Annotated in this window: 24 protein-coding genes and 1 pseudogene; 16 read left to right on the forward strand and 9 right to left on the reverse strand. The window is 70.0% G+C overall.

What is annotated here, in order from left to right; genetic code table 11:
- Positions 1–23 precede the first annotated feature (23 nt).
- Positions 24–1,490 carry an aminopeptidase P family protein gene (locus IE207_RS19445; protein WP_190185517.1) on the forward strand — a complete coding sequence of 489 codons (1,467 nt, stop codon included), beginning with the start codon at positions 24–26 and terminating at the stop codon, positions 1,488–1,490.
- Between the two features lie 78 nt (positions 1,491–1,568).
- On the opposite strand, the gene IE207_RS19450 is transcribed toward IE207_RS19445, so the two are convergent.
- On the reverse strand, positions 1,569–2,051 hold the full coding sequence (locus IE207_RS19450; protein ID WP_190185518.1) for an ATP-binding protein: 483 nt from the start codon (positions 2,049–2,051) through the stop codon (positions 1,569–1,571).
- A gap of 257 nt (positions 2,052–2,308) precedes the next feature.
- On the opposite strand from IE207_RS19450, the gene IE207_RS19455 reads away from it, so the two are divergent.
- The 9 genes from IE207_RS19455 to IE207_RS19495 all read left to right on the forward strand — a co-directional run bounded on the left by IE207_RS19455 (position 2,309) and on the right by IE207_RS19495 (position 12,070).
- On the forward strand, positions 2,309–3,109 hold the full coding sequence (locus IE207_RS19455; protein ID WP_190185519.1) for a hypothetical protein: 801 nt from the start codon (positions 2,309–2,311) through the stop codon (positions 3,107–3,109).
- 104 nt (positions 3,110–3,213) lie between these two features.
- Complete coding sequence (locus tag IE207_RS19460) at positions 3,214–3,927, forward strand: YcnI family copper-binding membrane protein (RefSeq protein ID WP_190185520.1); 714 nt, start codon at positions 3,214–3,216, stop codon at positions 3,925–3,927.
- Between the two features lie 64 nt (positions 3,928–3,991).
- Complete coding sequence (locus tag IE207_RS19465) at positions 3,992–4,645, forward strand: SCO family protein (RefSeq protein WP_190185521.1); 654 nt, start codon at positions 3,992–3,994, stop codon at positions 4,643–4,645.
- Positions 4,642–5,127, forward strand: coding sequence for a copper chaperone PCu(A)C (locus IE207_RS19470; protein ID WP_190185522.1), 486 nt, complete (start codon positions 4,642–4,644; stop codon positions 5,125–5,127). Before IE207_RS19465 ends, IE207_RS19470 begins: the two co-directional genes overlap by 4 nt.
- A gap of 22 nt (positions 5,128–5,149) precedes the next feature.
- On the forward strand, positions 5,150–7,168 hold the full coding sequence (locus IE207_RS19475; protein WP_190185523.1) for a copper resistance CopC/CopD family protein: 2,019 nt from the start codon (positions 5,150–5,152) through the stop codon (positions 7,166–7,168).
- Between the two features lie 5 nt (positions 7,169–7,173).
- Positions 7,174–8,460 (forward strand): iron uptake transporter deferrochelatase/peroxidase subunit, encoded by a 1,287-nt coding sequence (gene efeB, locus IE207_RS19480; RefSeq protein ID WP_229873828.1) that lies wholly within the window; start codon positions 7,174–7,176, stop codon positions 8,458–8,460.
- Between the two features lie 42 nt (positions 8,461–8,502).
- Positions 8,503–9,438 (forward strand): prephenate dehydratase, encoded by a 936-nt coding sequence (gene pheA / locus IE207_RS19485; RefSeq protein WP_190185525.1) that lies wholly within the window; start codon positions 8,503–8,505, stop codon positions 9,436–9,438.
- 545 nt (positions 9,439–9,983) lie between these two features.
- Complete coding sequence (gene serS, locus IE207_RS19490) at positions 9,984–11,261, forward strand: serine--tRNA ligase (RefSeq protein ID WP_190185526.1); 1,278 nt, start codon at positions 9,984–9,986, stop codon at positions 11,259–11,261.
- On the forward strand, positions 11,258–12,070 hold the full coding sequence (locus tag IE207_RS19495) for an HAD family hydrolase (RefSeq protein WP_190185527.1): 813 nt from the start codon (positions 11,258–11,260) through the stop codon (positions 12,068–12,070). Before serS ends, IE207_RS19495 begins: the two co-directional genes overlap by 4 nt.
- Positions 12,071–12,238: 168 nt before the next feature.
- Here the strand turns inward: IE207_RS19495 and IE207_RS19500 are convergent, their stop codons facing one another.
- The 5 genes from IE207_RS19500 to IE207_RS19520 all read right to left on the reverse strand — a co-directional run bounded on the left by IE207_RS19500 (position 12,239) and on the right by IE207_RS19520 (position 16,492).
- Entirely contained in the window at positions 12,239–12,904 is a 666-nt protein-coding gene (locus IE207_RS19500) for a rhomboid-like protein (protein WP_190185528.1), read from the reverse strand.
- Positions 12,905–12,987: 83 nt separating this feature from the next.
- Positions 12,988–13,707 carry an ABC transporter permease gene (locus tag IE207_RS19505; protein ID WP_190185529.1) on the reverse strand — a complete coding sequence of 240 codons (720 nt, stop codon included), beginning with the start codon at positions 13,705–13,707 and terminating at the stop codon, positions 12,988–12,990.
- 13 nt (positions 13,708–13,720) lie between these two features.
- Positions 13,721–14,632, reverse strand: a complete 912-nt coding sequence (locus IE207_RS19510) for an ABC transporter ATP-binding protein (protein ID WP_190185530.1) — start codon at positions 14,630–14,632, stop codon at positions 13,721–13,723.
- Positions 14,629–15,516, reverse strand: a complete 888-nt coding sequence (locus tag IE207_RS19515) for an ABC transporter permease (protein ID WP_190185531.1) — start codon at positions 15,514–15,516, stop codon at positions 14,629–14,631. Before IE207_RS19515 ends, IE207_RS19510 begins: the two co-directional genes overlap by 4 nt.
- Positions 15,506–16,492, reverse strand: a complete 987-nt coding sequence (locus IE207_RS19520; RefSeq protein WP_190185532.1) for an ABC transporter ATP-binding protein — start codon at positions 16,490–16,492, stop codon at positions 15,506–15,508. The genes IE207_RS19515 and IE207_RS19520 overlap by 11 nt, the downstream gene beginning before the upstream one ends.
- 271 nt (positions 16,493–16,763) lie before the next feature.
- Between IE207_RS19520 and IE207_RS19525 the strand changes: the two genes are divergently transcribed.
- From IE207_RS19525 to IE207_RS19535, 4 genes and pseudogenes are all read left to right on the forward strand, one after another.
- Positions 16,764–17,621, forward strand: a complete 858-nt coding sequence (locus IE207_RS19525; protein WP_190185684.1) for a M24 family metallopeptidase — start codon at positions 16,764–16,766, stop codon at positions 17,619–17,621.
- A 5-nt stretch (positions 17,622–17,626) separates the two neighbouring features.
- Complete coding sequence (locus IE207_RS19530) at positions 17,627–19,399, forward strand: SDR family oxidoreductase (RefSeq protein ID WP_190185685.1); 1,773 nt, start codon at positions 17,627–17,629, stop codon at positions 19,397–19,399.
- 23 nt (positions 19,400–19,422) lie between these two features.
- Positions 19,423–19,572 (forward strand): annotated as a pseudogene (locus tag IE207_RS33235) (metal-dependent hydrolase); the annotation flags it as partial.
- Positions 19,573–19,582: 10 nt separating this feature from the next.
- Positions 19,583–20,500: a MerR family transcriptional regulator gene (locus IE207_RS19535; RefSeq protein WP_190185533.1), complete on the forward strand. Its 918-nt coding sequence runs from the start codon at positions 19,583–19,585 to the stop codon at positions 20,498–20,500.
- Positions 20,501–20,604: 104 nt separating this feature from the next.
- Here the strand turns inward: IE207_RS19535 and IE207_RS19540 are convergent, their stop codons facing one another.
- Complete coding sequence (locus IE207_RS19540) at positions 20,605–21,417, reverse strand: aquaporin (RefSeq protein WP_190185534.1); 813 nt, start codon at positions 21,415–21,417, stop codon at positions 20,605–20,607.
- 133 nt (positions 21,418–21,550) lie between these two features.
- Between IE207_RS19540 and IE207_RS19545 the strand changes: the two genes are divergently transcribed.
- Positions 21,551–22,090: an RNA 2'-phosphotransferase gene (locus IE207_RS19545; protein WP_190185535.1), complete on the forward strand. Its 540-nt coding sequence runs from the start codon at positions 21,551–21,553 to the stop codon at positions 22,088–22,090.
- 113 nt (positions 22,091–22,203) lie between these two features.
- Here the strand turns inward: IE207_RS19545 and IE207_RS19550 are convergent, their stop codons facing one another.
- Positions 22,204–23,109, reverse strand: a complete 906-nt coding sequence (locus IE207_RS19550; protein WP_190185536.1) for an LLM class flavin-dependent oxidoreductase — start codon at positions 23,107–23,109, stop codon at positions 22,204–22,206.
- Positions 23,110–23,262: 153 nt separating this feature from the next.
- On the opposite strand from IE207_RS19550, the gene IE207_RS19555 reads away from it, so the two are divergent.
- Complete coding sequence (locus IE207_RS19555; RefSeq protein WP_190185537.1) at positions 23,263–24,153, forward strand: Cof-type HAD-IIB family hydrolase; 891 nt, start codon at positions 23,263–23,265, stop codon at positions 24,151–24,153.
- 14 nt (positions 24,154–24,167) lie between these two features.
- Here the strand turns inward: IE207_RS19555 and IE207_RS19560 are convergent, their stop codons facing one another.
- Positions 24,168–25,904 carry a sensor histidine kinase gene (locus IE207_RS19560; protein WP_190185538.1) on the reverse strand — a complete coding sequence of 579 codons (1,737 nt, stop codon included), beginning with the start codon at positions 25,902–25,904 and terminating at the stop codon, positions 24,168–24,170.
- Between the last annotated feature and the right edge of the window lie 16 nt (positions 25,905–25,920).

A 25,920-nucleotide genomic window follows, 5' to 3' on the forward strand; every position in this document is an offset into this window, starting at 1 on the left:
TCTGTCGTAGCTGAGGAGAAGACGTGGCTGACGAGCTCCCCCCGGAGACCCCGGAAGAAGAGCAGCCCCAGAAGAAGCACAAGCAGCGCAAGAACGCGCTGTACCCGGGCGTCAGCGAGGAACTCGCGGAGAACATGCGCACCGGCTGGGCCGACACGGAGTTGCGCGGGCTGGAGCCGATCGCCCAGGCCGCCCACACCGCCGAGCGCCGCGCCGCCCTGTCCGCGCGCTTCCCCGGCGAGCGCCTGGTCGTGCCCGCGGGCCGGCTCAAGACCCGCTCGAACGACACCGAGTACCCCTTCCGGGCATCGACCGAGTACGCGTACCTCACCGGCGACCAGGCCGAGAACGGCGTCCTGGTGCTGGAGCCCACGGGCGAGAACGGCCACACCGCCACCATTTACCTCCTGCCCCGCTCCGACCGCGAGAACGGTGAGTTCTGGCTGTCCGGGCAAGGCGAGCTGTGGGTCGGCCGCCGCCACTCCCTCGCCGAGGCCGAGCAGCTGCTGGGCCTCCCCGCGAAGGACGTCCGCGAGCTGCCCGAAGCCCTCGCCGAGGCCACCGGCCCCGTGCGCTTCCTGCGTGGCCACGACGCCGTCATCGAGAAGGCGCTGACCGACAAGGTCACCGCCGAGCGCGACGAAGAGCTGCGGGTCTACCTGTCCGAGGCCCGCGCCGTGAAGGACGAGTTCGAGATCGGCGAGCTGCAGAAGGCCGTCGACTCCACCGTCCGCGGCTTCGAGGACGTCGTGAAGGTCCTCGACAAGGCGGAGGCGACCTCCGAGCGCTACATCGAGGGCACCTTCTTCCTGCGCGCCCGGGTCGAAGGCAACGACGTCGGCTACGGCTCCATCTGCGCCGCCGGCCCGCACGCCTGCACCCTGCACTGGGTCCGCAACGACGGCGACGTCCGCTCCGGTGACCTGCTGCTGCTCGACGCCGGTGTGGAAACCCACTCCCTCTACACCGCCGACGTCACGCGCACCCTGCCGATCAACGGCACCTACACCGACATCCAGCGCAAGATCTACGACGCGGTCTACGAGTCCCAGGAAGCCGGCATCGCCGCCGTGAAGCCGGGCGCCAAGTTCCGCGACTTCCACGACGCCTCGCAGCGCGTGCTGGCGGAGAAGCTCGTCGAATGGGGCCTGCTGGAAGGCCCCGTCGAGCGGGTGCTGGAACTCGGCCTCCAGCGCCGCTGGACCCTGCACGGCACCGGCCACATGCTCGGCATGGACGTCCACGACTGCGCCGCCGCGCGCACCGAGGCGTACGTGGACGGCACGCTCGAGCCGGGCATGTGCCTGACCGTGGAGCCCGGTCTGTACTTCCAGGCCGACGACCTGACCGTGCCGCAGGAGTACCGCGGCATCGGCGTCCGGATCGAGGACGACATCCTCGTCACCGAGGACGGCAACCGGAACATGTCGGCCGGCCTGCCCCGTGCCTCGGACGAGGTCGAGGCGTGGATGGCGCGCCTCAAGGGCTGATCAGCTGCTTCACACGCCGGTGGGCGGGTTCCCGTGAGGGGCCCGCCCACCGGCGTATCCGGGAAGGACCGGCAGGGTCTACGAGACCTTGAGCAGCGCACCCTCGCGCCACTTGAGCACCTTGTCGAAGCTGACCACCGCGCCCCGGCCCGGGCGGTTGCGGAGACGGACGTGGTCGGAAAGCTCCGCGATCAGTCCCAGGCCCCGGCCGTGCTCCTTCTCCGACGGCCCGGCGGGACGGGGTCTGTGTCCGGCGACCGTCGACGGCGGGAACCCCGGACCCGAGTCGGTCACCTCGATGCGGCAGCGGTCGCCGTCCAGATACGCCGTCACGCGGTACTGGGTACAGACCGCGGGGTCCGGCTTTCCGGCGCGGGAAGGGCAGGCGACCGGGCCGCCGTGCTCCACCGCGTTCGCGCACGCCTCGCTCAGCGCCACCGACAGATCGAAACAGATGTCCGGGTCCACCCCCGCGGTCTCCATCGTCCCGAGCAGCAGTCGCCTGGCGAGCGGCACGCTCGCGGCTTCGCGCCTCAAGTGGAGAGACCACCAGATGCTCATACGGTTACCTATTGCCGCCCTCGGTCACGCGTAAGCCCCCCGCGGCCGCCGGAGCCCTCATTCGGCCGCGCGAGCCCTCGTTCGGCCGATGCGGCCTTCCGGCCGCCGGTGTATGCAGCCGGGGGGCGGCCGGTGGCCGGGCCGGGCACCGTTGCGAGTCGACCGCTCGAACCCCGCTCGGGGTGCCATGGGGACGGATGGGATGTTCCGGACCTGCCGTAGGACCGGCGCGGGAGCAGTGCGATGATGGCCCGGCCATGACTGCCCCCCACGCGACGCATGCCGGAGCGGGCCTCCGGACGATACGGGCCGCGGTGTTCACCGCGGTCTGCGTCGTGTTGTCCGCGGTCGGGCACGCCATGGCGTCCTGCGCCACCGTGCCGTGGTGGGCCCTGGGCCTCGGCTTCCTCGCCCTCTTCGCGGTCACCGCCCCTCTGGCGGGGCGTCGGCGTTCGCTGCCCGGCATCGCCGCGGCGCTCGCCGCCGGCCAGGTGGCCCTGCACGCGGTGTTCGGCCTCGGCCAGCACGGCGCCGCGGCTCCGGTGGGGTTCGCCTCCTCGGACTCCTCGGACTCCTCGCTCGCCGCCCTCGCCGCGCAGCTGATCTGCGGGGGCAACTCCGTACCGCCGAGCCCGGAAGACGCCCGGCGGATCCTGGAGACCGCCGGTCTGGACCCGGCCGCCATGGCCGCGCACGGGCACATGGCCCACGACCACCTGGTCCACGCGCCGCAGACCGCCCTGTTCAGCCCCGCCATGCTGATCGGCCACCTGTTGGCCGCGCTCGCCGCCGGCTGGCTGCTCGGGCGGGGCGATGCGGCTCTGTTCCGGCTCGTCGAACTGTCCCGGCTGTCCACGGAGGCGGACCCCGTACGTCCCCTGCGTACCGCCATGGCCCTGGTACGAGCCCTCGTGTCGGGGTTGCCGGACGCGCCGGGTCGCCTTGCGCGGGCTCCCCGGAGCACGCCCTCCCCCGAAGTCTCCACCGGTCGTGGAGCGCTCCAGCACACAGTGATCAGGCGCGGGCCGCCGAGGGCGCCCCTCACCCTCGCAGCCTGACGCGGCACCTCCACTCCCAGGGCGTCACGGGAGCACCGGTGCCGTGAACCGCGCGCGCCCGCACGCGGAGCCATGTCACCACCGTTTCCTGGAGTGTTCCTGCCATGAAGACCTCTCGTGTCTCCTTCGCCGCCGCCCTCGCCGCCGGCGCCGTCCTCGTCCTCTCCGGTCCTGCCTTCGCCCACGTCGGCGTGCAGCCGGGCGAGGCCGCCAAGGGCGGTTACGCGGTGATCAACTTCAAGGTCCCGAACGAGCGCGACAACGCGTCGACCACGCAGCTCGAGGTCAACTTCCCGATCGACCAGCCGCTCACCTCCGTGATGCCGCAAGACGTTCCCGGCTGGACCGTGAACGTCGAGAAGAGCAAGCTCGACAAGCCGCTCACCGTGCACGGCAAGCAGGTCAACGAGGCCGTCACCAAGGTGACGTGGAGCGGCGGCAAGATCGAGCCCGGCAAGTTCCAGCAGTTCCCGGTCTCCCTCGGCAAGCTGCCCGACAACGCGGACCAGATGGTCTTCAAGGCGATCCAGACCTACGACAACAACGAGGTCGTGCGCTGGATCGAAGAGACCAAGGCAGGCGCCCCCGAGCCGCAGAACCCGGCGCCCGTCCTCAAGCTGACCGCGGCGGCGGGCTCCGACGACCACCACGACGACGGCGCCACGAAGGCCGACGACGCCAAGGGCCACGAGGACGGCCACGACGAGGCCGCCACCAGCGGCTCGGACACCACCGCACGCGCCCTCGGCATCGCCGGCATCGTGCTCGGTCTCGGTGGCGTCGCGTTCGGCTTCGCCTCGCGTCGCCGCGCCTCCTGACCCACGGGCCCCACGGGCCCTGTCATTGAGACCATCCGAAACCCCGATACCAGGGATCCTCCCCATGCGCACCACACGTGTGACGGTCGCCGCCTTCGTGGCGGCGGCCGCGCTCGCCCTCACCGCCTGTGGCGGTGAGCCGGCCAAGTCCAGCGGCTCGGTCACCCAGATCACCGGCACCGGCAAGGCCGGGTCGGCGACCGTCCTCGACCGCCCTTTCGACAAGCCGGACCTCGTCCTCACGGACACCACCGGCAAGCCGTGGAACCTGCGCGAGCAGACCAAGGGCCGGCCGACACTGATCTACTTCGGCTACACCAACTGCCCCGACGTGTGCCCCCTGACCATGAGCAACATCGCGGTCGCGCGGAAGGCACTGCCCAAGGCGGACCAGGACAAGCTCCAGGTCGTCTTCGTCACCACCGACCCCGAGCGGGACACCCCCGAATCCCTCGGTAAGTGGCTCAAGGCCCAGGACCCGTCCTTCATCGGGCTGACCGGGGACTTCGCCACCATCCAGACCGCAGCCCGGTCACTCGGCATCGGTATCGAGGCCGCCAAGAAGGAGGCCGACGGCAGCGTCGTCTCCATGCACGGCGCCCAGGTCCTCGCGTTCTCTCCCAAGACCGACGAGGGCTACCTCCTCTACGGCGAGAGCACCACCGTCGATGACTACACCAAGGACCTGCCGAAGATCATCAAGGGGGAGAACCCGTGAACGCCCGCACCACCCGTACCCTCGCCGCCGCGCTCTCCCTGACGGCAGCGCTCGCGATATCCGGCTGCTCTTCCGAACCGGAGGGCAAGACCGAGGACGCCACTCCGAAGCTGACGGTCAGCGGGGCTTTCATGCCCGAGCCCGTCGACGACAAGATGGCCGGCGCCTTCATGGTCATCACCAACGACTCGAAGACGCCCGACAAGCTCACCGGTCTGACCAGCCCGCTCTCGGACGATCTCCAGATCCACGAGACCAAGGACCAGAAGATGCGGCAGGTCGCCTCCCTGGACGTGCCCGCGAACGGCCGGCTCAGCCTGGAGCGCGGTGGCAGCCACGTCATGTTCATGGGGCTCAAGACCAAGCCGAAGGTCGGGGACAAGGTCAAGGTCGAGCTCAAGTTCGCGAAGGCCGACCCGGTCACGATCGAGCTGGACGTGAAGGACCGTACGTACACCGGGCAGAGCTCCAACGCCCACTGACGGACCGAGGAACTGACACGCCATGACGGCCATCGCCCCCGCCCCGGCCCGCGCCCGCACCACGGCATTCCTGCCGCGGCTCGCGCTGGTCCTCGCAGCCCTGCTGGCAACCATGTTCACCGCGGCCGGACCGGCCACGGCGCACGCCGCACTCACCGCGAGCGACCCGAAGGACGGGGCGGTGGTCGCCACGGCCCCCGCCCAGGTCACCCTCTCCTTCTCGGAGCAGGTGGCCATGGGCGACGACTCGATCCGCGTGATGGACCCCCAGGGCAAGCGGGTCGACACCGGCGAACTGCGCGACATGTGCAGCGGGTCCACCATCCGCTACGGCACCGCCCTGCACTCCGGGCTGCCCAACGGCACGTACACGGTCGCGTGGCAGGCCGTTTCGGCCGACAGCCACCCGGTCTCCGGCGCCTTCACCTTCTCCATCGGGGCCCCGTCGGCCACTCAGGTCGCCCTTCCCACTCAGAAGGCGGGCGGCGGCCCCGTCGGCACCGCGTACGGCGTCGCCCGGTACGCCGCCTATATCGGCTTCACCATCCTCGTCGGCGGCGCCGCCTTCATCCTGCTGTGCTGGCGCCGCGGCTCGGCCGAGCGGTCCCTGCAGAAGCTGGTGCTGCGCGGCTGGGTGCTGCTGACCGCCTCCACCCTGGCGATGCTGATGCTCCGCAACCCGTACACCGGGTCGGGCAAGTTCACCGACGCCTTCGACCTCGACGGACTCAAGGCCGTCCTCGACACCAAGGCGGGCGCCTCGCTCGTGTCGAGGCTGCTGCTGCTCGGGGCGGCGGCGCTCTTCGTGGCCGTGCTCTTCGGTGCTTACGCGCGCCGCCAGCAAGGCGCCGCGCAGGGCGGGAACGTCGCTCCGGTCGAAGACGACGGGTTGCGCGCGACCGACGACGCGGTGGACGAAGGCAAGGACACGAGCGACCTCGCTTTCGGACTCGGTGTCGGAGGGGCCGTCGTGGCCGGCGGCATCGCGGCCACGTGGGCCCTGTCGGAGCATGCCTCCACCGGTGTCCAGCCGGCGATCGCAATGCCGGTCGACATCCTGCACCTGCTCGCCGTCGCCACCTGGCTCGGCGGTCTCGCCGCGCTGCTGGTCGCCCTGTACAAGGTGCCCGGCATCGAGCGCGAGGCCGTCCGGCGCTTCTCGAAGGTCGCGTTCATCAGCGTCCTGGTGCTGGTCATCACCGGGGTCTACCAGTCCTGGCGGCAGTTGGGCAGCTGGTCCGCCCTGACGGGCACCAGCTACGGGCGGCTCCTGCTGATCAAGGTCGCGCTCGTCGGCGTCCTCGTCGCCATCGCCTACCTCTCCCGGTCGTGGACCGCTCGGCTCTCTGACAGCGGGGCGGAACCGGCGCAGGTGGAGCTCTCGCACTCCGACGTTTCACGTGAAACATCGGAGCGTGAAACGGCGCCTCAGGAAGAGCAAGCGCTCGTGACGGTCCCCGCCGACCCCCGGCGTGCCGCCCAGCTGGCACGGCAGCGTGCCGCCCGGGACAACGCCCGCTCCAAGCAAGTGCGGGATGCCGACCCCGGGCGCGCCGGCCTGCGCCGTACCGTTCTGGCAGAAGCCGCCGTCGCGGTCGCGCTGCTGGCCGTCACCACGGTCTTGACCAACACCGAGCCCGGGCGCACCGCGGAGCTGGCGAGCGGGCAGGGCTCGACGGCGGCCACCGCCGTCCCCAACCGGCCCATCAAGATCACCCTGCCCTTCGACACGGGTGGCCCCCAGGGCAAGGGCACCGTCCGGCTGGAGCTCACCCCGGGCCGGGTCGGCGCCAATGGCCTCCACCTGTGGGCGGAGGCGCCCGACGGGCAGCCCCTCGACCTGCCCGAGGTGAAGGTCTCGTTCACCCTCCCGGCCAAGGAGATCGGCCCACTGCCGGTCCTCCCCGACCGCGCGGCTCCCGGACACTGGAGCGCGGACGGTGTGCAGCTGCCGCTCGCGGGCGAATGGCGCATCGACATCACCGTACGGACCTCCGACATCGACCAGACGACCGTCCAGAAGAACGTGAAGATCGGCTGACCAGCGTGACCGACAGCACCGAGAGCAACCCCGACATCGAGATCTCGCGGCGCCGCCTGCTGGGGACGGTGGGCGCCGCGGGCGCCGCCGGCCTGGCACTCGGCGCCACCGGCGGCGCCCTGGTGCACTCCGCGCTCACCGACTCGCCGGAGGCCGCCTCGACGGGCGGCGCGGGGGCCGTCGCCTCGCTCGGAGCCACCCGGATCGCCTTTGACGGGGACCACCAGTCCGGCATCACCACGCCGCTCCAGGCCAAGGGGCACGTCCTCGCCTTCGACCTCGCACCGGGCGCCGGCCGTACGGAAGCGGCCGCCCTGATGCGCCGCTGGTCGGACACCGCCCGGCGGCTGATGGCCGGCGAGACCGCCCCCACGGCCGACACCGGGATCGCCCTCGACGCCGGGCCCTCGTCCCTGACCGTCACCTTCGGGTTCGGCCATTCCTTCTTCGAGCGCACCGGACTCACCTCACGCCGCCCGACCGCCCTCGACCCTCTGCCGGACTTCTCCTCCGACCGGCTCGACCCCCAGCGCAGCAACGGTGACCTCTGGGTCCAGATCGGGGCCGACGACGCGCTCGTCGCCTTCCACGCGTTGCGGGCCCTGCAGAAGGACGCCGGGGAAGCCGCCCGGGTCCGCTGGCAGATGAACGGCTTCAACCGGTCCCCCGGCGCCACGGGCACCCCGATGACTGCCCGGAACCTGATGGGCCAGGTGGACGGCACCGCGAACCCGAAGCCGGCGGACCCCGACTTCGACAAGCGGATCTTCGTGCCGGCCGCGGGGCCGGGCCCGGCCGAGCACTCCTGGATGGCGGGGGGCTCGTACGCCGTCGTACGCCGTATCCGGATGCTGCTCGACGACTGGGACAAGCAGTCCACCGCTCAGCAGGAGCAGGTCATCGGCCGTACGAAGGCCACGGGTGCCCCCCTGACGGGCGGAGGCGAGACCACGAAGATGGACCTCGCGAAGCTGGCCGCCGATGGCAAGCCGGTGATCCCCTCGAACGCGCACGCGCGGATCTCGGCCCCGGAGCAGAACGGCGGGGCCGCCATGCTCCGTCGGCCGTTCTCCTTCCACGACGGCATCGCTTCGGACGGCTCCCTCGACGCGGGGTTGCTGTTCATCTGCTGGCAGGCCGACCCGCTGCGGGGCTTCGTGCCCGTCCAGCGCAAACTCGACAGGGGTGACGCGCTGTCCGAGTTCATCCGGCACGAGTCCAGCGGGCTGTACGCGGTCCCGCCCGGCCCGCGGCCCGGGGAGTACGTCGGACAACGGCTGCTCGAAGGGTGAACATCCCACCGGGCGCCGCCGCCACGGCATTAGGCTGATCGCATGTCGGCCACCCGCTTCACCTATCTCGGTCCCGAGGGCACCTTCACCGAAGCCGCCCTGCGCACGCTGCCGGAAGCCGCCACCAGGGAGCTCGTCCCGATGGTGTCGGTGCCGGCCGCCCTGGACGCCGTGCGCAACGGTGAGGCAGCCGCCGCGCTGGTGCCGATCGAGAACTCGGTGGAGGGCGGGGTGACCGCCACTTTGGACGAGCTCGCTTCGGGCGAACCGCTGATGATCTACCGCGAGGTCCTGCTGCCCATCGCGTTCGCGCTGCTCGTACGGCCCGGGACGAAGCTGTCGGACGTCAAGACCGTCACCGGGCACCCGGTGGCGCAGCCGCAGGTCCGCAACTGGCTGCGCGCCCACCTGCCCGACGCGGTGTGGGAATCCGCCGCCTCGAACGCCGACGGTGCTCGACTGGTACAGGAGGGCCGCTTCGATGCGGCCTTCGCCGGCGAGTTCGCCGCCGTCACGTACGGGCTGGAGCCGCTGGTCACCGAAATCCACGACGCGGAGAACGCCGAGACCCGCTTCGTGCTCGTCGGCCGCCCGGCGCGGCCGGCCGCCCCGACGGGCGCCGACAAGACCTCGGTCGTTCTGTGGCTCGGGGACGACCACCCCGGTGCGCTTCTGGAACTTCTGCAGGAGTTCGCCGTCCGCGGGGTCAACCTGATGCTGATCCAGTCCCGGCCGACTGGTGCGGGCATCGGCAACTACTGCTTCGCGGTCGACGCCGAGGGCCACATCTCCGACCGCCGGGTCAGTGAGGCACTGATGGGTCTCAAGCGGACCTGCCCGCAGGTCCGCTTCCTGGGGTCCTACCCACGCGCCGGTGTTGCTGTGGGTGACGTACGCGCCGCGCGGCCGGGCACCTCGGACAGCGACTTCACGGATGCCTCCGACTGGCTGGGGCGTTGTCTGGACGGCCGGGCCTAGCGGCCTCCCACTGTCCACAGAGTTATCCACAGGCCGAGATGCGGGCCTGGGGACAAGTCGACAGTGCAGCGCGACAAGGTCGACAAATCGGCCCGGGGCCTCAGGTTTCACGCAAGAGAGCGTTGAGTGAACGGCGTCACCCCGGTATCACCGTTCAACTCTTTGGAGCGAGTCTTTCCCACCCGAATGAGTGTGTGAGGGTGGTTTGAACCCTGTTTCCCGGCGCACGTCCACCGGTCGGGAATGATCTATTTCCGTGTCCACAGATCCGGCGCACAGCCTGTGGATAAGACGGCTCTCAGAGGAATTCCTGTGGACAAGGAACAGGCAAGGAACGCCCTCCGCCCTGTTCAAATCCGCCCCTCCGCAGCGTTGTGACCGCTTTCCGGGGAAAGGAACCGCTTTTTGCCAGCCGCCCCGGGGGCCTGCCGGACGCCCACCCGGCGAGGAGGGCGATGGTTATACATTCGCCTCAATTGGGACATAGCGACACGCAACGTGATATCGATGTGATCCCCGGAATCCCAGCCCGGTAGCCTGGAGGGGTGATTGACCTCCGGCTGCTCCGTGAAGACCCTGACCGTGTCCGCGCCTCGCAGCGCGCCCGTGGAGAGGACGTCGCCCTCGTCGACGCACTGCTCTCCGCCGACGAGCGCCGCAGGTCCTCCGGCATGCGCTTCGACGAACTGCGCAATGAGCAGAAGTCGCTCGGCAAGCTGATCCCCAAGGCCTCTCCGGAGGAGCGGGCGGAGCTGCTGACGAAGGCCGAACAGCTCAAGGCCGACGTCAAGGCCGCCGAGGCCGAGCAGAACGAGGCGGACGAGGCGGCCAAGCAGCTTCTCCTCCAGCTCGGCAACATCGTCCACAGCGACGTGCCGGTCGGCGGCGAAGAGGACTTCACCGTGCTGGAGACGCACGGCACGATCCGTGATTTCGGAGCAGAGGGCTTCGAGCCCAAGGACCACCTCGAACTCGGCGAGTCCCTCGGCGCGATCGACGTCGAGCGCGGCGCGAAGGTGTCGGGATCCCGCTTCTACTACCTCACCGGCGTCGGCGCCCTGCTGGAGCTGGCCCTGGTCAACGCGGCGATCGCACAGGCCACCGAGGCCGGCTTCATCCCGATGCTGACCCCCGCGCTGGTCCGTCCTCGCGCCATGGAGGGCACCGGGTTCCTCGGTCAGGCGGCGGAGAACGTCTACCACCTGGAGAAGGACGACTACTACCTGGTCGGCACCTCCGAGGTCCCGCTCGCCGCCTACCACATGGACGAGATCATCGACGCGGACAAGCTGCCGCTGCGCTACGCCGGCTTCTCGCCGTGCTTCCGCCGCGAGGCGGGCACGTACGGCAAGGACACCCGCGGAATCTTCCGCGTCCACCAGTTCGACAAGGTCGAGATGTTCTCGTACGTCGCGCCGGAGGAGGCCGAGGCCGAGCACAAGCGGCTCCTGGAGTGGGAGAAGCAGTGGCTGACCAGCCTCGAACTCCCCTTCCAGGTGATCGACGTCGCAACCGGCGACCTGGGCGCCTCGGCATCCCGCAAGTTCGACTGCGAGGCCTGGATCCCGACGCAGGGCAAGTACCGCGAGCTGACCTCCGCCTCGAACTGTGACGGGTTCCAGGCCCGCCGCCTGTCGATCCGCTACCGCGACGGCAAGAAGACCCAGCCCCTGTCCACGCTCAACGGCACCCTGTGTGCGGTTCCGCGCACGATCGTGGCCATCCTGGAGAACCACCAGCAGGCCGACGGTTCCGTCCGGGTGCCCCCGGTGCTCCGTCCCTACCTGGGCGGTCGTGAAGTCCTGGAGCCGATCGCCAAGTGAGCCCGGCCCCGTTCCCGTACAAGCTCGTCGCCACCGACCTCGACGGCACTCTGCTCCGCAGCGACGACACCGTCTCGGAACGCACCCGTGAAGCGCTCGCCGCGGTCACCGCGGCGGGCGCGGCGCACATCATCGTCACCGGGCGGGCCGTGCCCTGGACCCGGGGCGTACTGGACGATCTCGGCTACAAGGGGATCGCCGTGTGCGGGCAAGGCGCCCAGGTGTACGACGCGGGCGCGCACCGCCTGCTGACCTCGGTCACCCTGGACCGGCAGCTCGCGGGGCTGGCGCTCTCCAAGATCGAGGCCGAGGTGGGTCCGCTGGCCCTCGCGGCCAGCCGGGACGGGGTGGACGGCGAGGTGCTGTTCGGGCCCGGTTACCAGGTACAGGAAGGCCTGCCGGCCCTCTACCTGGAGGACACCTCCGCCGTGTGGAGCGCCCCGCTGAACAAGCTGTACATCCAGCACCCCGGCATGGACGACGACACGCTCGTCAAGACGTCCCGGGAGATCGTGGGCAACCTGGTCGACATCGTCATGGCCGGTCCCGGAATAGTCGAAATACTGCCCCTGGGGCTGACGAAGGCCACCGGACTCTCGCTGGCCGCACGCCGCCTGGGCGTGAAGGCCGCGGATACCATCGCTTTCGGTGACATGCCCAACGACATCCCTATGTTCGCCTGGGCTGCGCACGGCGTGGCGATGGCCAACGCCCATCCGGAACTGAGGGCCGTGGCCGATGAGGTCACGACGTCCAACCAGGACGACGGGATCGCCGTGGTCCTGGAACGCTTGTTGGGCGCTGCCTGACGGCGGTGCGCCAAGGTCCTGCCCGAACCTGAACGGGGAAAGATCCGGAACAGCCCGCGTCCTGAGACGCGCTCGAAGTGGCTGTTCCGGACCTTTTGTTACTCCCCGCACGCCTCACTCTGCCCCGCCCACATGCCGCATACCAGTGATTTTCTCCTGGGCCCGGAGTCATGTTTCACGTGAAACATGCATGGCCGGCCGCGACGCGATCCCGTGCGGATGACGGGTCAGCGGCCAGGCGAGGAGGCCGACGGCGAGCGAGATCGCGTGCCCGAGGTCGGTGAAGGTGCCGCCGGTGACGAGCGGGATCCCGAAGAAGGCGACGATTCCGGCGAGGTAGAGCCATCTCCACGGACCGGGCAGCCGGTACGTGAGGACTCCCGCGGCGGCCGCGAGCCCGTAACTCACGCCGATGTCGACGACATGGACCATGCTGCGCGGGGCCCGGTGGTCCTGGATGGCCATGAGGACCACCCTCTGGCTGATCAAGGTGGCGGTGATGTGGGCAGTCGCCACGATCACCAGCCAGCGGAGCGTGCCGAGCCAGCGCTCGACCGGGGCGTGGAAAACCTCGAAGAGCACGGCGTACTGGGCGAGCGAGGCCGGGTTTTCGATCCAGAAGGCGCTGGATACCAGCGCCCTTACCGGGTGTCGTGTGAGCTCGTGGATATTGCTGCTGTTGCGGTGGAGCAGGACGTGCTCCAGACGGTCGGGCGCGACCACGACGATGACGCTGGTGACGGCGATGATCAGCAGCCAGATGTGCGTACCGGGCGAGGAACGTATCCAGGACCACAAGGGCCTGGACGGCTCGGCCTCGGGGTGGGGCGTCATGCCCCGATGATGCCCGGCGCACTCGTGCCCCGCCTGGCCGGTGGGCCGGGCGGGGCACAAGGGGACGGGATGCGGGAAGAGGGCTATTCCTCGCCGGCCAGGGTCAGCCTGCGCAGCTTCTGGCCGGCGTAGACGGTGGCCCCGACGGTGACCACGACGAGCAGGACCGCGGCTGTCGGCAGCGCCACGGTGGCGTCGACATAGCCTTCTCCGGCGATCTTCTCCGCCAGGGACAGGGACCACTGCTGCACGCTGAGCGTCTTCGCACCGGAGACCAGACTGCCGAAGAGCGACTCCCAGATCAGGGCGTAGACCAGGCCGAAGACGACCGCGTGCCGGCTGACCGTGCCCAGCAGCAGGAACAGCGCGCTGTAGGCGATCGAGGCGACCAGGGAGGCAACGGTGTAGGCGACGGCGATCTGCTGGCCGTTGCCGTTGAGGATGAAACCGGCGATCAGCGTAGGGATCGCGGAGAACGCCATGGTGACGGCGATCGCCACGATCAGCTTGGTCATGATGATCGTCGGTCGCTTCACCGGCTTGGAGAGCAGGTAGACGATCGAGCCGTCATCGATCTCGGGGCCGATGGCACCGGTTCCTGCGATGACTCCGATCAGCGGGACCATCGTCGCGAGGGCGAAGCCGCCGAGCAGGTCGGATGCGACCTTGTCGTCCACGCCGGTGAGGGCGCGTACGGCGACGGAGATGAGGATCAGCAGTGCGGGCAGCGCGAAGAGGATCAGCGCGCGCCGCCGGCCGAGCAGAGCACGGTAAGTGAGCCGGGCAACGGTGGGGTTGTACATGAAAGCCAGCTCCTCAGGCCGTGACGAGGTAGGAGAAGACCGACTCGAGGGACTCGTCGGAGGGGGAGACCGTCAGCAGCCGGATGCCGGACGCGCGGGCGACGCGCGGCAGCAGCTCGGTGAAACGGCCGAAGTCGACGGCCTGGATGCGCAAGGCGCCTTCCTTGAGGTCGACCTCGATGCCGGCGGTGGACGGGTCGGCGATGAGGGCCGCCGCGAGCGCCCGGTCGTCGGAGGAGCGGATGAGGTAGCGGTGCGGGCGGTCCGTCATCAGGCGACGGATTTTGCGGAAGTCACCGGAGGCGGCGTGCCGGCCCGCGACGACCACCTCGATGTGCGACGCGAGCTGCTCGACCTCCTCCAGGATGTGGGAGGAGAACAGCACCGTGCGGCCTTCGTCTCCCATGCGCCGCAGCAGTTCCATCAGCTGCATGCGCTGGCGCGGGTCCATGCCGTTGAACGGCTCGTCGAGGAGGAGCACGGACGGCTCGTGGACGAGGGCGGAGGCCATCTTCACGCGCTGGCGCATGCCCTTGGAGTACGTGGAGATCTTGCGGTCCTGGGCATACTCCATCTCGACGGTGGCGAGCGCCCGCTGAGCGGCCGCGTCGTCGAGCCCGTGAAGTTCGGCGTTGGCGACGACGAACTCGCGACCGGTCAGGAAGTCGTACATGGCCTCGCGCTCGGGCACCACGCCGACCTGCTTGTAGACCTGCTCGTTGCGCCAGATCGGCGTGCCGTCGAGGGTGACGCTGCCCGTGGAGGGCGCGAGGAAGCCGCCCATCATGTTGATGAGGGTGGACTTCCCGGCACCGTTGGGGCCGAGCAGTCCGGTGACGCCCGGACCGATGCGCATGGTCACGTCGTTGACGGCGACGACGTTCCCGAACCAGCGGGAGGTGTGGTCGATGTCGATGATGGTCACAGCCCGGCCTTCCGGTAGCGGGCCATCAGGGCGGCGTAGGAGCCGGCGATGAGGGCGAGGATGACGAGCAGGTAGACGGCGCCGGCACCGGGGCCGGGGCCCTCACCGCCGGGGAAGGCGGAGGTCGCACCGAGGAAGGCCGTCTGGAAGCCGTCGATCAGGGTGATCGGGGAGAACAGGCCCATCCACTCGACGGCACCGGCGGAGCCGGTGTTGTAGGCGATGCCCTGTACGGCGGTCACCGCGCCGAAGGGGATCAGGAGCACGGCGATGATGGCGGCGACACCGAACCCGCGGCGCGGCGTCAGAGCGGCCATGACCAGGCCCACACCGGCGAACAGCAGCGACAGCAGCAGTACGGACACCAGTCCCTGCCCGAATCCCTTGGTCTGGTCCCCGAAGTCGAACTTCGCCAGCAGCGAGCCCACGTACATGATCAACAAAGGGGTGGCGGTGAGGATGAACAATGCCGACGCCATGGCCGCGTACTTCGCCACGACGTAGTCGACGCGCTCGATGGGACGCGAGAAGTAGAGCGGCACCGTCTTGAAGCGCAGGTCCCGGGAGACGGACTGTGGCGCCTGGGAGGCGAGGTACAGGCCGATCACCACCTGCGTGGTCAGGGCGTACGTCGTGTACTTGATCGGAAGGTCGGTGGAGCCCGGTACCGCGATGGCGACGGCGACGAGGATCAGCGCGGGAACGCACATCACCGCGAAGAGGATCATCGGCAGCACTTTGGACTTGGCGGACCGGCCGAGCCCGTAGGCGCCGCGCAGGGACTGCGAGAACAGCGACTTGCGGGCGTAGGCGCGCCCGAGCCGGGGGCCGTCGTAGGACCGGTAACCGATGTTGTGGATCTGGGTCGAGGTGTCAGGCGCCATCGGAACCGGCTCCCTTCTGCTGGTGGGTTTCGCTCTGGCCGTTGTCGCGGAAGACCTCCGCGATGTGGTGGCGGCGCTGCTCCATGCGGACCAGCCCGATACCGAGATCGGCGACGGTGTCGCGGACCTGGTCGTACGTCTCCTCGCCCGTCGCCTCGACGAGGAGGATGTGGCCCGCTCCTGGCAGACCCTGTTCGTCGGCCGCGTGCAGGGTGAGGCCCGCCTCGGTGAGCGCCTTGCGCAGGGCGGCGCTGCCGTCCGGGTGGGCGTCGGAGTCGGTGACCTCCACCGCCAGCGTCGTGGTGTTCTGCGTGAAGTCGCTGGTGGAACTGGAGCGCAACAGCTTGCCGCCGTCGACCACGACGACGTGGTCGCAGGTCCGCTCCAGTTCCCCCAGGAGGTGGGAGGTGACGAGGACCGAGATGCCGAAGTCGGTGTGGACACGACGGATGAGGCCGAGCATCTCGTCGCGGCCGACCGGGTCCAGGCCGTTGGTCGGCTCGTCCAGGAGGACCAGCTGGGGGTCGTGGACGAGCGCCTGGGCCAGCTTCACCCGCTGCTTCATGCCCGTGGAGTAGCCGCCGATGGGGCGGTAGCGCTCCTCGTAGAGCCCCACGTGGCGCAGCGTGTCGGCGGTCCGCTCGCGGGCGGCGGTCGGTGGCAGCCCCGACATGCGTGCCATGTGCACGACGAACTCGGTGGCCGAGACGTCGGGGGGGAGACAGTCGTGTTCGGGCATGTAGCCGACGCGTTCGCGGATGGCGCTGCCGTGCGTGGCGACGTCGAGTCCGAGTACGGCGGCGCGGCCCTCGGTGGCGGGGGACAGTCCCAGCAGAATTTTGATCAGCGTGGACTTGCCGGCTCCGTTGGCACCCACCAGGCCGGTAACGCCGGGCCCGATGTCCAGGGAGAGCCGGTCGAGCGCGGTCACTCGGGGGTACCGCTTGCTCAGGCTTTCGGTCGCGATGACAGTCACGGCCCCGACGTTAGTGGCGCGGAGCGCCCCGATCGTCAGACCTGGAGCGGGATCCCGTCTCCGCCTTGAGGACTACGGACCCTGACAGAAGGCTTACGCGGGGGGATCGGTCCGGAGGCGATCCTGCGGGGCGACGAACTTTATCCACAGGTCTGTGCACGGCCCTTGACGTGCCCTCCGGTCATTGTCACATTCATCAGTGTCAAGTTACGGACGCGTACGGCTATACGGACGGACGGCTGACATGGCTGGGGACACCACGCAACTCACGATGCACGGCACCGCAGGTCCGCCGCTCACCGCGCGTTCCACCGAGCTGCGCGGATTCCAGGAGGTGCAGCGCCTCGCCTACGAGTGCGCCGAGGCGGTCGCGGCGCAGCTGCGCGCCGGGGTGACCGAGCGGGAGGCGGCGCGCATGCAGCGTGAATGGCTGCGCGAGCGCGGGGTGCGGGACTGGTTCCACATGCCGTTCGCCTGGTTCGGGGACCGCACCGCCTTCGTGAACTTCAAGATCCCCCTCCAGTTCTTCCCCACGAACCGGCAGCTGGAGCCGGGGATGCCGTTCATCCTCGACATGGCTCCGGTCTACAAGGGGTACGCGGCCGACATCGGCTACTCGGGCAGCCTCGGACTCAACCCCGTGCAGGACCGCCTGATGTCCGATCTGCGACCCCATCGAGAGCTGATCTTGGAACAGGTGCGCGAGCGACGCCCGCTGCGCGAGATATACGAGAACGTCGAGCGGCTCATGACCCGCCAGGGCTACACGAACCGGCACCGCGCCTACCCCTTCGGCGTGATCGCGCACAAGATGGACCGGGTCAAGGAGCGGCGCTGGTCACCGACCGCCTTCGGGTTCGGCACCCAGTCCCTCAAGGGCCTGGCGAGCGACGCCCTGCACGGGCATCGTGAGGGCTGGTCGCCGCTGTGGAGCCCGTACCACTTCTCCGACCACCCGCCACAGCCCGGACTGTGGGCGGTGGAGCCGCACCTGGGCTTCCGGGGAACCGGCGCGAAATTCGAGGAGATCCTGGTCGTCACCGACTCCCGGGATCCCGAGGAGAGCGCCTTCTGGCTGGACGACGATCTGCCGCACGTGCGGCGCTGGGCTGAGGAGAACGCGGCATGAGCGGCATGAACGGAGCAGGTCTCGCGGGCTCGCGCGAGCGCCGGGTGCGCACCGGCGGCGTCGATCTGTGCGTCGTCGAACTCGGTGAGACGGGCCGGCCGACCGTGGTGCTGGTGCACGGTTACCCCGACAGCAAGGAGGTCTGGTCGGAGGTCGCCGCGCGGCTGGCCACGCGCTTCCATGTCGTGCTGTACGACGTACGGGGCCACGGGCACTCCTCGGCTCCGGTTCCGCTGCGCGGCGGCTTCACCCTGGAGAAGCTCACGGACGACTTCCTGGCTGTGGCGGACGCGGTCAGTCCGGACCGGCCGGTGCACTTGGTCGGCCACGACTGGGGCTCGGTCCAGGGCTGGGAGTTCGCGACGGTCGCCCGCACCGAGGGCCGGATCGCCTCCTTCACCTCCATGTCGGGGCCTTCCCTCGACCACTTCGGGCACTGGGTCAAGGAGCGGATGGCGCGGCCCACCCCGCGGCGGGCCGCCCAACTCCTGAACCAGTTCCGCAAGTCCTGGTACGTGTACATGCTGCACACCCCCGTGCTGCCGGAGCTCGCCTGGCGCGGCCCCCTCGGCAAGCGGTGGCCGGGGATGCTCGAGCGCGTCGAGAAGGTCCCGGCCGGCGACTACCCGACCGCCTCGCTGTCCTCGGACGCGGCACACGGTGCCTGGCTCTACCGCGACAACGTGCGACCCCGTATGCGCCGTCCGCGCGCCGACGCGTACGCGCACGTACCGGTCCAGCTGATCGTCCCGACCGGGGACGTGTTCCTCTCGGAACGGCTCTACGACGGGCTCGAACGGTGGGCTCCGGATCTCGTGCGGCGGACCCTGCCCGCGCAGCACTGGGTGCCCCGGACCCGGCCGGACCAGGTGACCGCGTGGATCGCGGAGTTCGTCACCGCCACGGAGGAGCCCGCCACGCGCGCGCCGGAGCGGAAGGCTCCGGGCAAGCACGCCGACCGGTTCGGCGGACAGCTGGTGCTGGTCACCGGCGCCGCCAGCGGCATCGGGCGGGCCACCGCGTTCGCGTTCGCGGAGGCCGGGGCCCGGGTGGTGTGCGTGGACCGGGACGGTGAGGGCGCGGCGCGCACCGCCGACATGGCCCGCCTGGTCGGCGCTCCGGAAGCCTGGGGCGAGTGCGTGGACGTCAGCGACGAGCAGGCGATGGAGAAGCTGGCGGAGAGGACCGCCACCGAGTACGGGATCGTCGACGTCCTGGTCAACAACGCCGGCATCGGGCTCTCCGGCCCTTTCCTGGAAACCACCTCGGAGGACTGGAAGAAGGTCCTCGACGTCAACCTGTGGGGCGTCATCCACGGCTGCCGGATCTTCGGGAAGCAGATGGCCGAGCGCGGCCAGGGCGGTCATATCGTCAACACCGCTTCCGCCGCCGCCTACCTGCCCTCCAAAACCCTGCCCGCCTACAGCACCTCGAAGGCGGCGGTCCTGATGCTGAGCGAGTGCCTGCGGGCCGAGCTGGCCTCGAAGTCGATCGGCGTCTCGGCGATCTGTCCGGGCATCGTCAACACCAACATCACCGCCACCTCCCGGTTCACCGGAGTGGACGCGGCCGAGGAGAAGCGCCGCCAGGAGCGTTCCTCCCGGCTGTACGGACTGCGCAACTTCCCGCCGGAGAAGGTCGCCGACGCGATCCTGCTCGCCGTGGTGCAGAACCAGGCCGTCGTGCCGGTGACTCCGGAGTCCAAGGGGGCCCTGTGGATGTCCCGCTTCGCACCGCGCACCCTGCGGCGGATCGCGAAGCTGGAGCCCAGGCTGTGAGCCGGACCGGCTCGACTGCCCACAGAGAGCGCGGCACGGCCGTATCCGGCTACCAGCGGCGGTCGTACCATCCCTCGCAGGAGGGCTCGCTGCGCAGGGCGGTCGAGCACCTGGCGGCGTCACCGGCTGCCCGGGCCGCGGCGGGCGCGGCCGGCCGAGCCGCCATGTCGTAGGGAGCCGGGATTGTCCGATCGGGCGCTAGCCGAGTACCGGATCGAGGATCTGGCGCATCACAGCGGGGCGACGGTGCGTACGATCCGCGCCTACCAGGACCGCGGGCTGTTGCCGAAGCCGGAGCGGCGCGGCCGGTCCAACGTGTACCGGGACACCCATCTGGCGCGGCTGCGTCAGATCGCCGACCTGCTGGACCGCGGCTACACCCTCGCCTCCATCAAAGAGTTGCTGGAGGCCTGGGACGCGGGGCGCGGGCTGGGCGGCGTACTCGGTCTGGTCGCCGAGGTGCACGGCCCCTGGACCGATGAGGAGGCGGCGCGGATCAGCCGCGCCGAACTCAACGAGCGGTTCGGGGGCAGGCCCGACGACGAGGCGGTGGGGGAGGCGTGCGAGCTGGGGGTCCTGGAACCGATTCCCGGGCGGCCCGACGAGTTCCTCGTGCCTTCCCCACAGGAGCTCGCGGTGGCCGCCGAGCTGTACGCGGCAGGGGTGCCGCTGTCGGCGATCACCGGGCACCTGCGGGAGCTGCGCGGTCAGGTGGAGCACATCGCCTCGCGCTTCCTGGAGTTCACCACCGAGCACGTCTTCGCCCGCTACCTGGGGCACGTCCCGCCCACGGACGCCGACGCCGCGGAGGCGGCGACGATGGTACGGAGACTGCGCCCTTTGGCGCAGCAGACGGTGGACGCCGAGCTCGCGCGGGCGATGCGGCTGTTCGCGACCCGTCACCTGCAGCGGCACCTGGGCGCCGCCGGAACGGCACAGGCCTCGGGGCCTACTACGGTGCCGCTGCCGGCCGAGACGGTGCGGGCGGTGCAGGATCTGGTGGGTCCCGAACACGTGGGGGAATTCGTCCGGGCCGCCACGGAGCGGGAGCTCCAGGCGCGGACCATGAACGAACTGGCCAGCCGGGGCGGCGGCCGGTAGTGCTCGATCAGTAGTCCACAGGGCGAATCACGCTCTTGCCGCCAAAACCCGCCGAACCGGCTGTGGACAACTCGGCCCTTCCTGTGGGCAACCCGGGCGCTGTCTCACATGGGGAGCGATTCCGAGGCGTTCGAGCGGGGGAAACCAGCCACCGCCGTGGCCGGTTCGGCGTTATCCGACGGGCCGGGGGCGACCTCCTGGAGCACCGGCTTGGCACCACCGCGCCGGGTTCCGCGCTGAGCGCCGTAGAGCAGCCCGGCGAGCGCGAGGCCGAGGGCACCGCCGAGCAATTGGGCGGCGACGAACCCGGGCAGCGACTGCGGCGCGATCCCGGTGAACGAATCACTGAAGGCACGCCCGACGGTGCCGGCCGGATTGGCGAAGGACCCCGAAGAGGTGAACCAGATCGCTGCCGCGATGTACGCGGCGACAGCCGCCGGGATCAGCTTCGGGCGACCGACGCGGCCGAGGCCCTGGATGACCAGCACCAGTCCGGCGGTGGCGACGATCTCACCGATCAGTAGGTGGCCACCGTCGCGGACCTGGGTGGCCAAGGTCCCCGGGACGCGGCCGAACATGACCTCGGCGAGGACGGCCCCGCCGATCGCACCCGCCGTCTGGGCGGCGGTGTAGACGAGGACGTCCCGGCCGCCCACCCCCTCGCCGCCGGACCGCCGCGCCCACCAGGAGGTGAGGGTGACCACCGGGTTGAGGTGGGCTCCGGACAGCGGGCCGAGCAGGGTGATGATCAACCCGAGGCCGATGGCCGTGGCGAGCGAGTTGGCGACGAGTGCGACACCGGCGTCACGGCTGAGGGCCTTGGCCTGGATCCCGGAGCCGATCACCACCACCAGCAGGCCCGCGGTGCCGATGAGTTCGGCGGCGGCGCGGCGCGGCAGTGAAGCGTCGATGGGCATGATTCCTCCCCCTGAGAAGCGACTAATCGGAAAATGTATTCCGTATCTTGGAAACGCGATAGAGGGCGTACCGGTTCACGGGACCGGAGAAAATTCACTGCTGCCACCGGCTTCCAGGCTGCACCCTGGGACGATGGACGACAGACGCACCGTGAAGGTGTCCAAATACGTCTCGAAACACCTGCGGCATCAGCCGGAACGGATCGGTCTGGTGCTGGATCCTCAGGGCTGGGTGGAGATCGAAGACCTGATCCGCGCCGCGTCGGCCCACGGGTTCCCGTTCAGCCGGGCCGAACTCGACCACGTCGTGGAAACCAACGACAAACAGCGCTTCGCCGTCGAGGGCACCAAGATCCGGGCCAGCCAGGGCCATACCGTCACGGTGGACCTCGGCCTGCCGGAGGCCGAGCCGCCCGCGTACCTGTACCACGGCACCGTGACCACCGCCCTGGACGCGATCCGCTCCGAGGGTCTGCGGCCGATGGCCCGCCACCACGTACACCTGTCGGCCGACCGGGAGACCGCCACCCGGGTCGGCGCCCGGCGCGGACGGCCGGTCGTCCTCGCCGTGGACGCCGCCGCGATGCGCGCGGCCGGACATGTCTTCCGGATCAGCGCCAACGGGGTATGGCTGGTCGATGCGGTGCCGCCGCGGTTCCTGCGCTTCCGGTAGCCGCGGAATTCACGCGGCCCGCTGTCCTGAGACGTGTCCCGATGCGTCTGCCCCCGTCACTCATCAGCGGCGGAGGCAGACGGCGGTAAGCGGGCCAGGTGCGGCTTCCCGGCTCAGTCGTCCAGCTGGGTCAGCGCCTCGGTGGCGATCCGCTCGAAGACGGTCTCGTCGGCCGCGAAGTCGGAGTCCGGAATCGGCGCGTGGATGACCAGCTCGGTGAAGCCGAGCTCCTGGTGGCGGCCCGCGAAGTCCACGAAGGCGTCGACGGAATCCAGTACCGCGCCGCCTTCCGGGGTGAAGCCGGTGAGAAGGATCTTGTCCATCGAGGCGGGGTCCCGCCCGATGTCGGCGAAGACCTTGTCCAGCTTCTCCAGCTGGCCACGCAGGGCTTCCCGCGACTGCTCCGGAGTACCGTCCTCCTTCAGCTTCGGGTCGCCGGTGGTCACCCAGGCCTGGCCATGCCGGGCGGCGAGCTTCATGCCCCGCGGACCGGTCGCCGCGACCGCGAAGGGCAGCCGCGGACCCTGGACGCAGCCCGGAATGTTGCGAGCCTCCTCGGCGGAGTAGAACGTGCCGTGATGCGTGACTGCACCCTCGGTGAGCAGCCGGTCCAGAAGCGGCACGAACTCGGCCAGGCGGTCGGCCCGCTCTCGCGGCGTCCACGGCTCCTGGCCCAGCGCGGTCGCGTCGAACCCGTTTCCGCCGGCGCCGATGCCGAGGGTGATACGACCGCCGGAGATGTCGTCCAGCGACATGAGGTCCTTGGCAAGCGTCACGGGGTGCCGGAAATTCGGTGAGGTGACGAGCGTGCCCAGGCGCAGCCGGTCGGTGACGGCAGCCGCCGCGGTCAGAGTGGGGACGGCGCCGAACCACGGCCCGTCCCGGAAGGTCCGCCAGGACAGGTGGTCGTAGGTGTAGGCGGTGTGGAACCCGAGCCGCTCGGCCCGTACCCACTGGTCACGGCCTCCGGCGTGCCAAGGCCGTACCGGGAGGATCACAGTGCTCAAACGCAGACTCATGCGTTCGAGCGTACGGCGCCCACGCAACAACTACGCATCTCCGCACCACGGGCCCCGCGCATGTTTCACGTGAAACATCAGCCGCGGCGCTGTTTCACGTGAAACATCGGCAGGGGCACCGCCTGGCTGATCTTGGTCCGGTCGCCTGCACCCATGGGCGAAGATGGAGCGGTGACCTCGGCTCCCCAGCGCCCGGACGGGCCCCTCTCCGCTCCCCGGCTCATCGCCACCGACCTCGACGGCACCCTGCTGCGCGACGACAAGACCGTCTCCGCCCGTACGGTCGCCGCGCTCGCCGCCGCCGAGCAGGCCGGTATCGAGGTCTTCTTCGTCACAGGCCGTCCGGCCCGCTGGATGGGTGTGGTCAGCGATCACGTCCACGGCCATGGCCTGGCGATCTGTGCCAATGGCGCCGCCGTGGTCGACCTCCATGCCGGGGGCGAATTCGTTCAGGTCCGGTCCCTGCCCCGGGCCACCGCACTGACGGTCGTGGACGCACTGCGGGCCGCCGCACCCGGTACGTCGTTCGCTGTCGAACTGACCACCGGCATCAATTACGAGCCGTCGTATCCGCCGTTCTTCCAGGATCCCGGAGCCGCCGTCGCCATCGCGGAGAAGCTGCTGAGCGCGGAGCTGGACGACACCGCTGCCCCGGTGCTGAAGCTGCTGGCCCACCACCGCGACATCGCGCCGGACGATTTCCTCGCTCTGGCCCGCTCCGCTGCCGGCGCGTACGCCTCCATCACCCGCTCCAGCCCTACGTCCCTGCTTGAGATCAGTGGGCTCGGCGTCTCCAAGGCGAGCACGCTGGCCCTGTGCTGCGCCGAGCGCGGTATCTCCCCCGCAGAGGTCGTCGCCTTCGGGGACATGCCGAACGACCTGGAGATGCTGACCTGGGCAGGCACCTCGTACGCGATGGGCAATGCCCACCCTGATGTGCTCGCGAGCGCCTCGGACCGGACCGTCGCCAACAACGAGGACGGGGTCGCCCTCGTGATCGAACGCATCCTGGACCAAGGTTCCGCCCGGCAGCCGGGGCTCTGACCAGCGCGACAGCGCTAGAGCGGGGCCTCCCACACGACTGTGGTCCCGCCTCCGTTCTCGGCGAGGCCCGGGCCGTACCAGCTCGCGCCGCCCAGCGACTCAGCCCGTCGGCGAAGATTGCGCAGTCCACTGCGCCGACCGCCCTCGGCGATGCCCACGCCGTCGTCGGCGACCTCAAGCCGGACACCGGGTCGTCCATCGGCCAGGTGGACCGTGGAGTCCACCAGGACTTCGATCCGGGACGCCTGCGCGTGCCGGAACGCGTTGGACAAGGCTTCGCGCAGGGCCGCGATCAGGTTCTTGCCGACCAGCTCGCCTACGGCCGCGTCGATCGGGCCGATGAACCGGTGCGCGGGCTTGAAACCCAGCGGCACGGCGGCCATGTTGATCTCACGCAGCACCCGCGTGCGCAGCCCCGACGGGGCCTCCGCCGGTCCCTGTTGCAGTGCGAAGATCGCAGTACGGATCTCCTGGATCGTCACGTCCAACTCATCCACCGCCTTGCCGACACCGTCACGGACTTCGGGGACGATGGAGCGGCGCTGAGCACCCTCCAGCATCATCCCCGTCGCGAAGAGCCGCTGGATGACGAGGTCGTGCAGGTCCCGGGCGATCCGGTCGCGGTCCTCGAAGACCGCTAGCCGCTCCCTGTCGCGCTGGGCTTCCGCCATCATCAGCGCGAGCGCCGCCTGCGAGGCGAACTGCGTGGCGAGGGTGCGCTCGGCCTCGCTGAACGGCCGTCCGCCCCGCGCCCTGGGGGTCACCAACGCACCCAGCACCCGCCCGCCGCTCTGCAGCGGCAGCATCATGCAGGGCCCGTACTGGCTGGTGAGCCGGCTGATCATGCGGGAGTCCGCTGCGGCGTCCTCGACGAAGACGGGTTCGCCTCGGAGCAACTCGTTCACGACGGGGCTTTCGGGCGGGATCACCAGGCCGAGCGAGGTGGCCGGGTTGTCGGAGGAGACGGCGACGATCTCCATTCCGCCCTCTTCGGCCGGCAACATCACGATTCCGGCGGCGGAGTCTGCCAGTCGGCGGGCCTGCTCGGCCACCACGGCGAGGGCGTCGTCCGCGTCGCCTCCGGACAGCAGGGCCGTGGTGACGGCCACCGAGCCGTCGATCCAGCGCTCGCGCTGTGTGGCGGCCTCGTACAGCCGGGCGTTGCCGATGGCGATGCCCGCTTCGGTGGCCAGGACGCGGACCATGTGGACGTCGTAGTCGTTGAACTCGCCGCCATCGTTCTTCTCGGCCAAATACAGGTTGCCGAAGATCTCGCCCTGCACTCGGATGGGAACGCCGAGGAAGGTCTTCATGGGCGGGTGATGGGCCGGGAAACCCGCCGAACGCGGATCCTTGGTGAGATCCGGGAGCCGCACCGTGTCGGCGTGTGAGATCAACGCTCCGAGCAGGCCCCGCTTCCCGTCCGGGCGGTGCCCGATCTTCCGGGCCAGCGCCTGGCTGAGGCCGAAGGTGACGAAATCGGACAGGCCCTGGCGGTCGGTGTCAACGACCCCGATCGCCGCGTAGCGGGCGTTGGCGAGCTCGGCGGCCGTCTCACAGATGCGGTCGAGGGTGGAGTGGAGTTCCAGGCCGGTACCGACCGAGCGCATCGCCTCCAGCAGTTGCGGAACCCGGGCGGTGAGCTCGGTGGACAGCCCCTGCAGACTGCGCGTGGCCTGAGCGGCAGCCTCCAGCGGGTCCGGTGATGCCCGTGGTGGTTCCGGCGATTCCTGAGACTGCTCAGCTGACATGCCCTTGAGCCTAGTT

It is taken from the genome of Streptomyces cirratus, from assembly GCF_014650775.1.
GTDB classification, from domain to species: Bacteria; Actinomycetota; Actinomycetes; order Streptomycetales; family Streptomycetaceae; genus Streptomyces; species Streptomyces cirratus.

Bases quoted from the DNA above. Each gene is read 5' to 3' on its own strand.
- IE207_RS19450 (WP_190185518.1), bottom strand. From the start codon at position 2,051: ATGAGCATCTGGTGGTCTCTCCACTTGAGGCGCGAAGCCGCGAGCGTG.
- IE207_RS19455 (WP_190185519.1), top strand. From the start codon at position 2,309: ATGACTGCCCCCCACGCGACGCATGCCGGAGCGGGCCTCCGGACGATA.
- IE207_RS19460 (WP_190185520.1), top strand. From the start codon at position 3,214: ATGAAGACCTCTCGTGTCTCCTTCGCCGCCGCCCTCGCCGCCGGCGCC.
- IE207_RS19465 (WP_190185521.1), top strand. From the start codon at position 3,992: ATGCGCACCACACGTGTGACGGTCGCCGCCTTCGTGGCGGCGGCCGCG.
- IE207_RS19475 (WP_190185523.1), top strand. From the start codon at position 5,150: ATGACGGCCATCGCCCCCGCCCCGGCCCGCGCCCGCACCACGGCATTC.
- pheA (WP_190185525.1), top strand. From the start codon at position 8,503: ATGTCGGCCACCCGCTTCACCTATCTCGGTCCCGAGGGCACCTTCACC.
- IE207_RS19500 (WP_190185528.1), bottom strand. From the start codon at position 12,904: ATGACGCCCCACCCCGAGGCCGAGCCGTCCAGGCCCTTGTGGTCCTGG.
- IE207_RS19505 (WP_190185529.1), bottom strand. From the start codon at position 13,707: ATGTACAACCCCACCGTTGCCCGGCTCACTTACCGTGCTCTGCTCGGC.
- IE207_RS19515 (WP_190185531.1), bottom strand. From the start codon at position 15,516: ATGGCGCCTGACACCTCGACCCAGATCCACAACATCGGTTACCGGTCC.
- IE207_RS19525 (WP_190185684.1), top strand. From the start codon at position 16,764: ATGCACGGCACCGCAGGTCCGCCGCTCACCGCGCGTTCCACCGAGCTG.
- IE207_RS19530 (WP_190185685.1), top strand. From the start codon at position 17,627: ATGAACGGAGCAGGTCTCGCGGGCTCGCGCGAGCGCCGGGTGCGCACC.
- IE207_RS19540 (WP_190185534.1), bottom strand. From the start codon at position 21,417: ATGCCCATCGACGCTTCACTGCCGCGCCGCGCCGCCGCCGAACTCATC.
- IE207_RS19545 (WP_190185535.1), top strand. From the start codon at position 21,551: ATGGACGACAGACGCACCGTGAAGGTGTCCAAATACGTCTCGAAACAC.
- IE207_RS19550 (WP_190185536.1), bottom strand. From the start codon at position 23,109: ATGAGTCTGCGTTTGAGCACTGTGATCCTCCCGGTACGGCCTTGGCAC.
- IE207_RS19555 (WP_190185537.1), top strand. From the start codon at position 23,263: ATGGGCGAAGATGGAGCGGTGACCTCGGCTCCCCAGCGCCCGGACGGG.
- IE207_RS19560 (WP_190185538.1), bottom strand. From the start codon at position 25,904: ATGTCAGCTGAGCAGTCTCAGGAATCGCCGGAACCACCACGGGCATCA.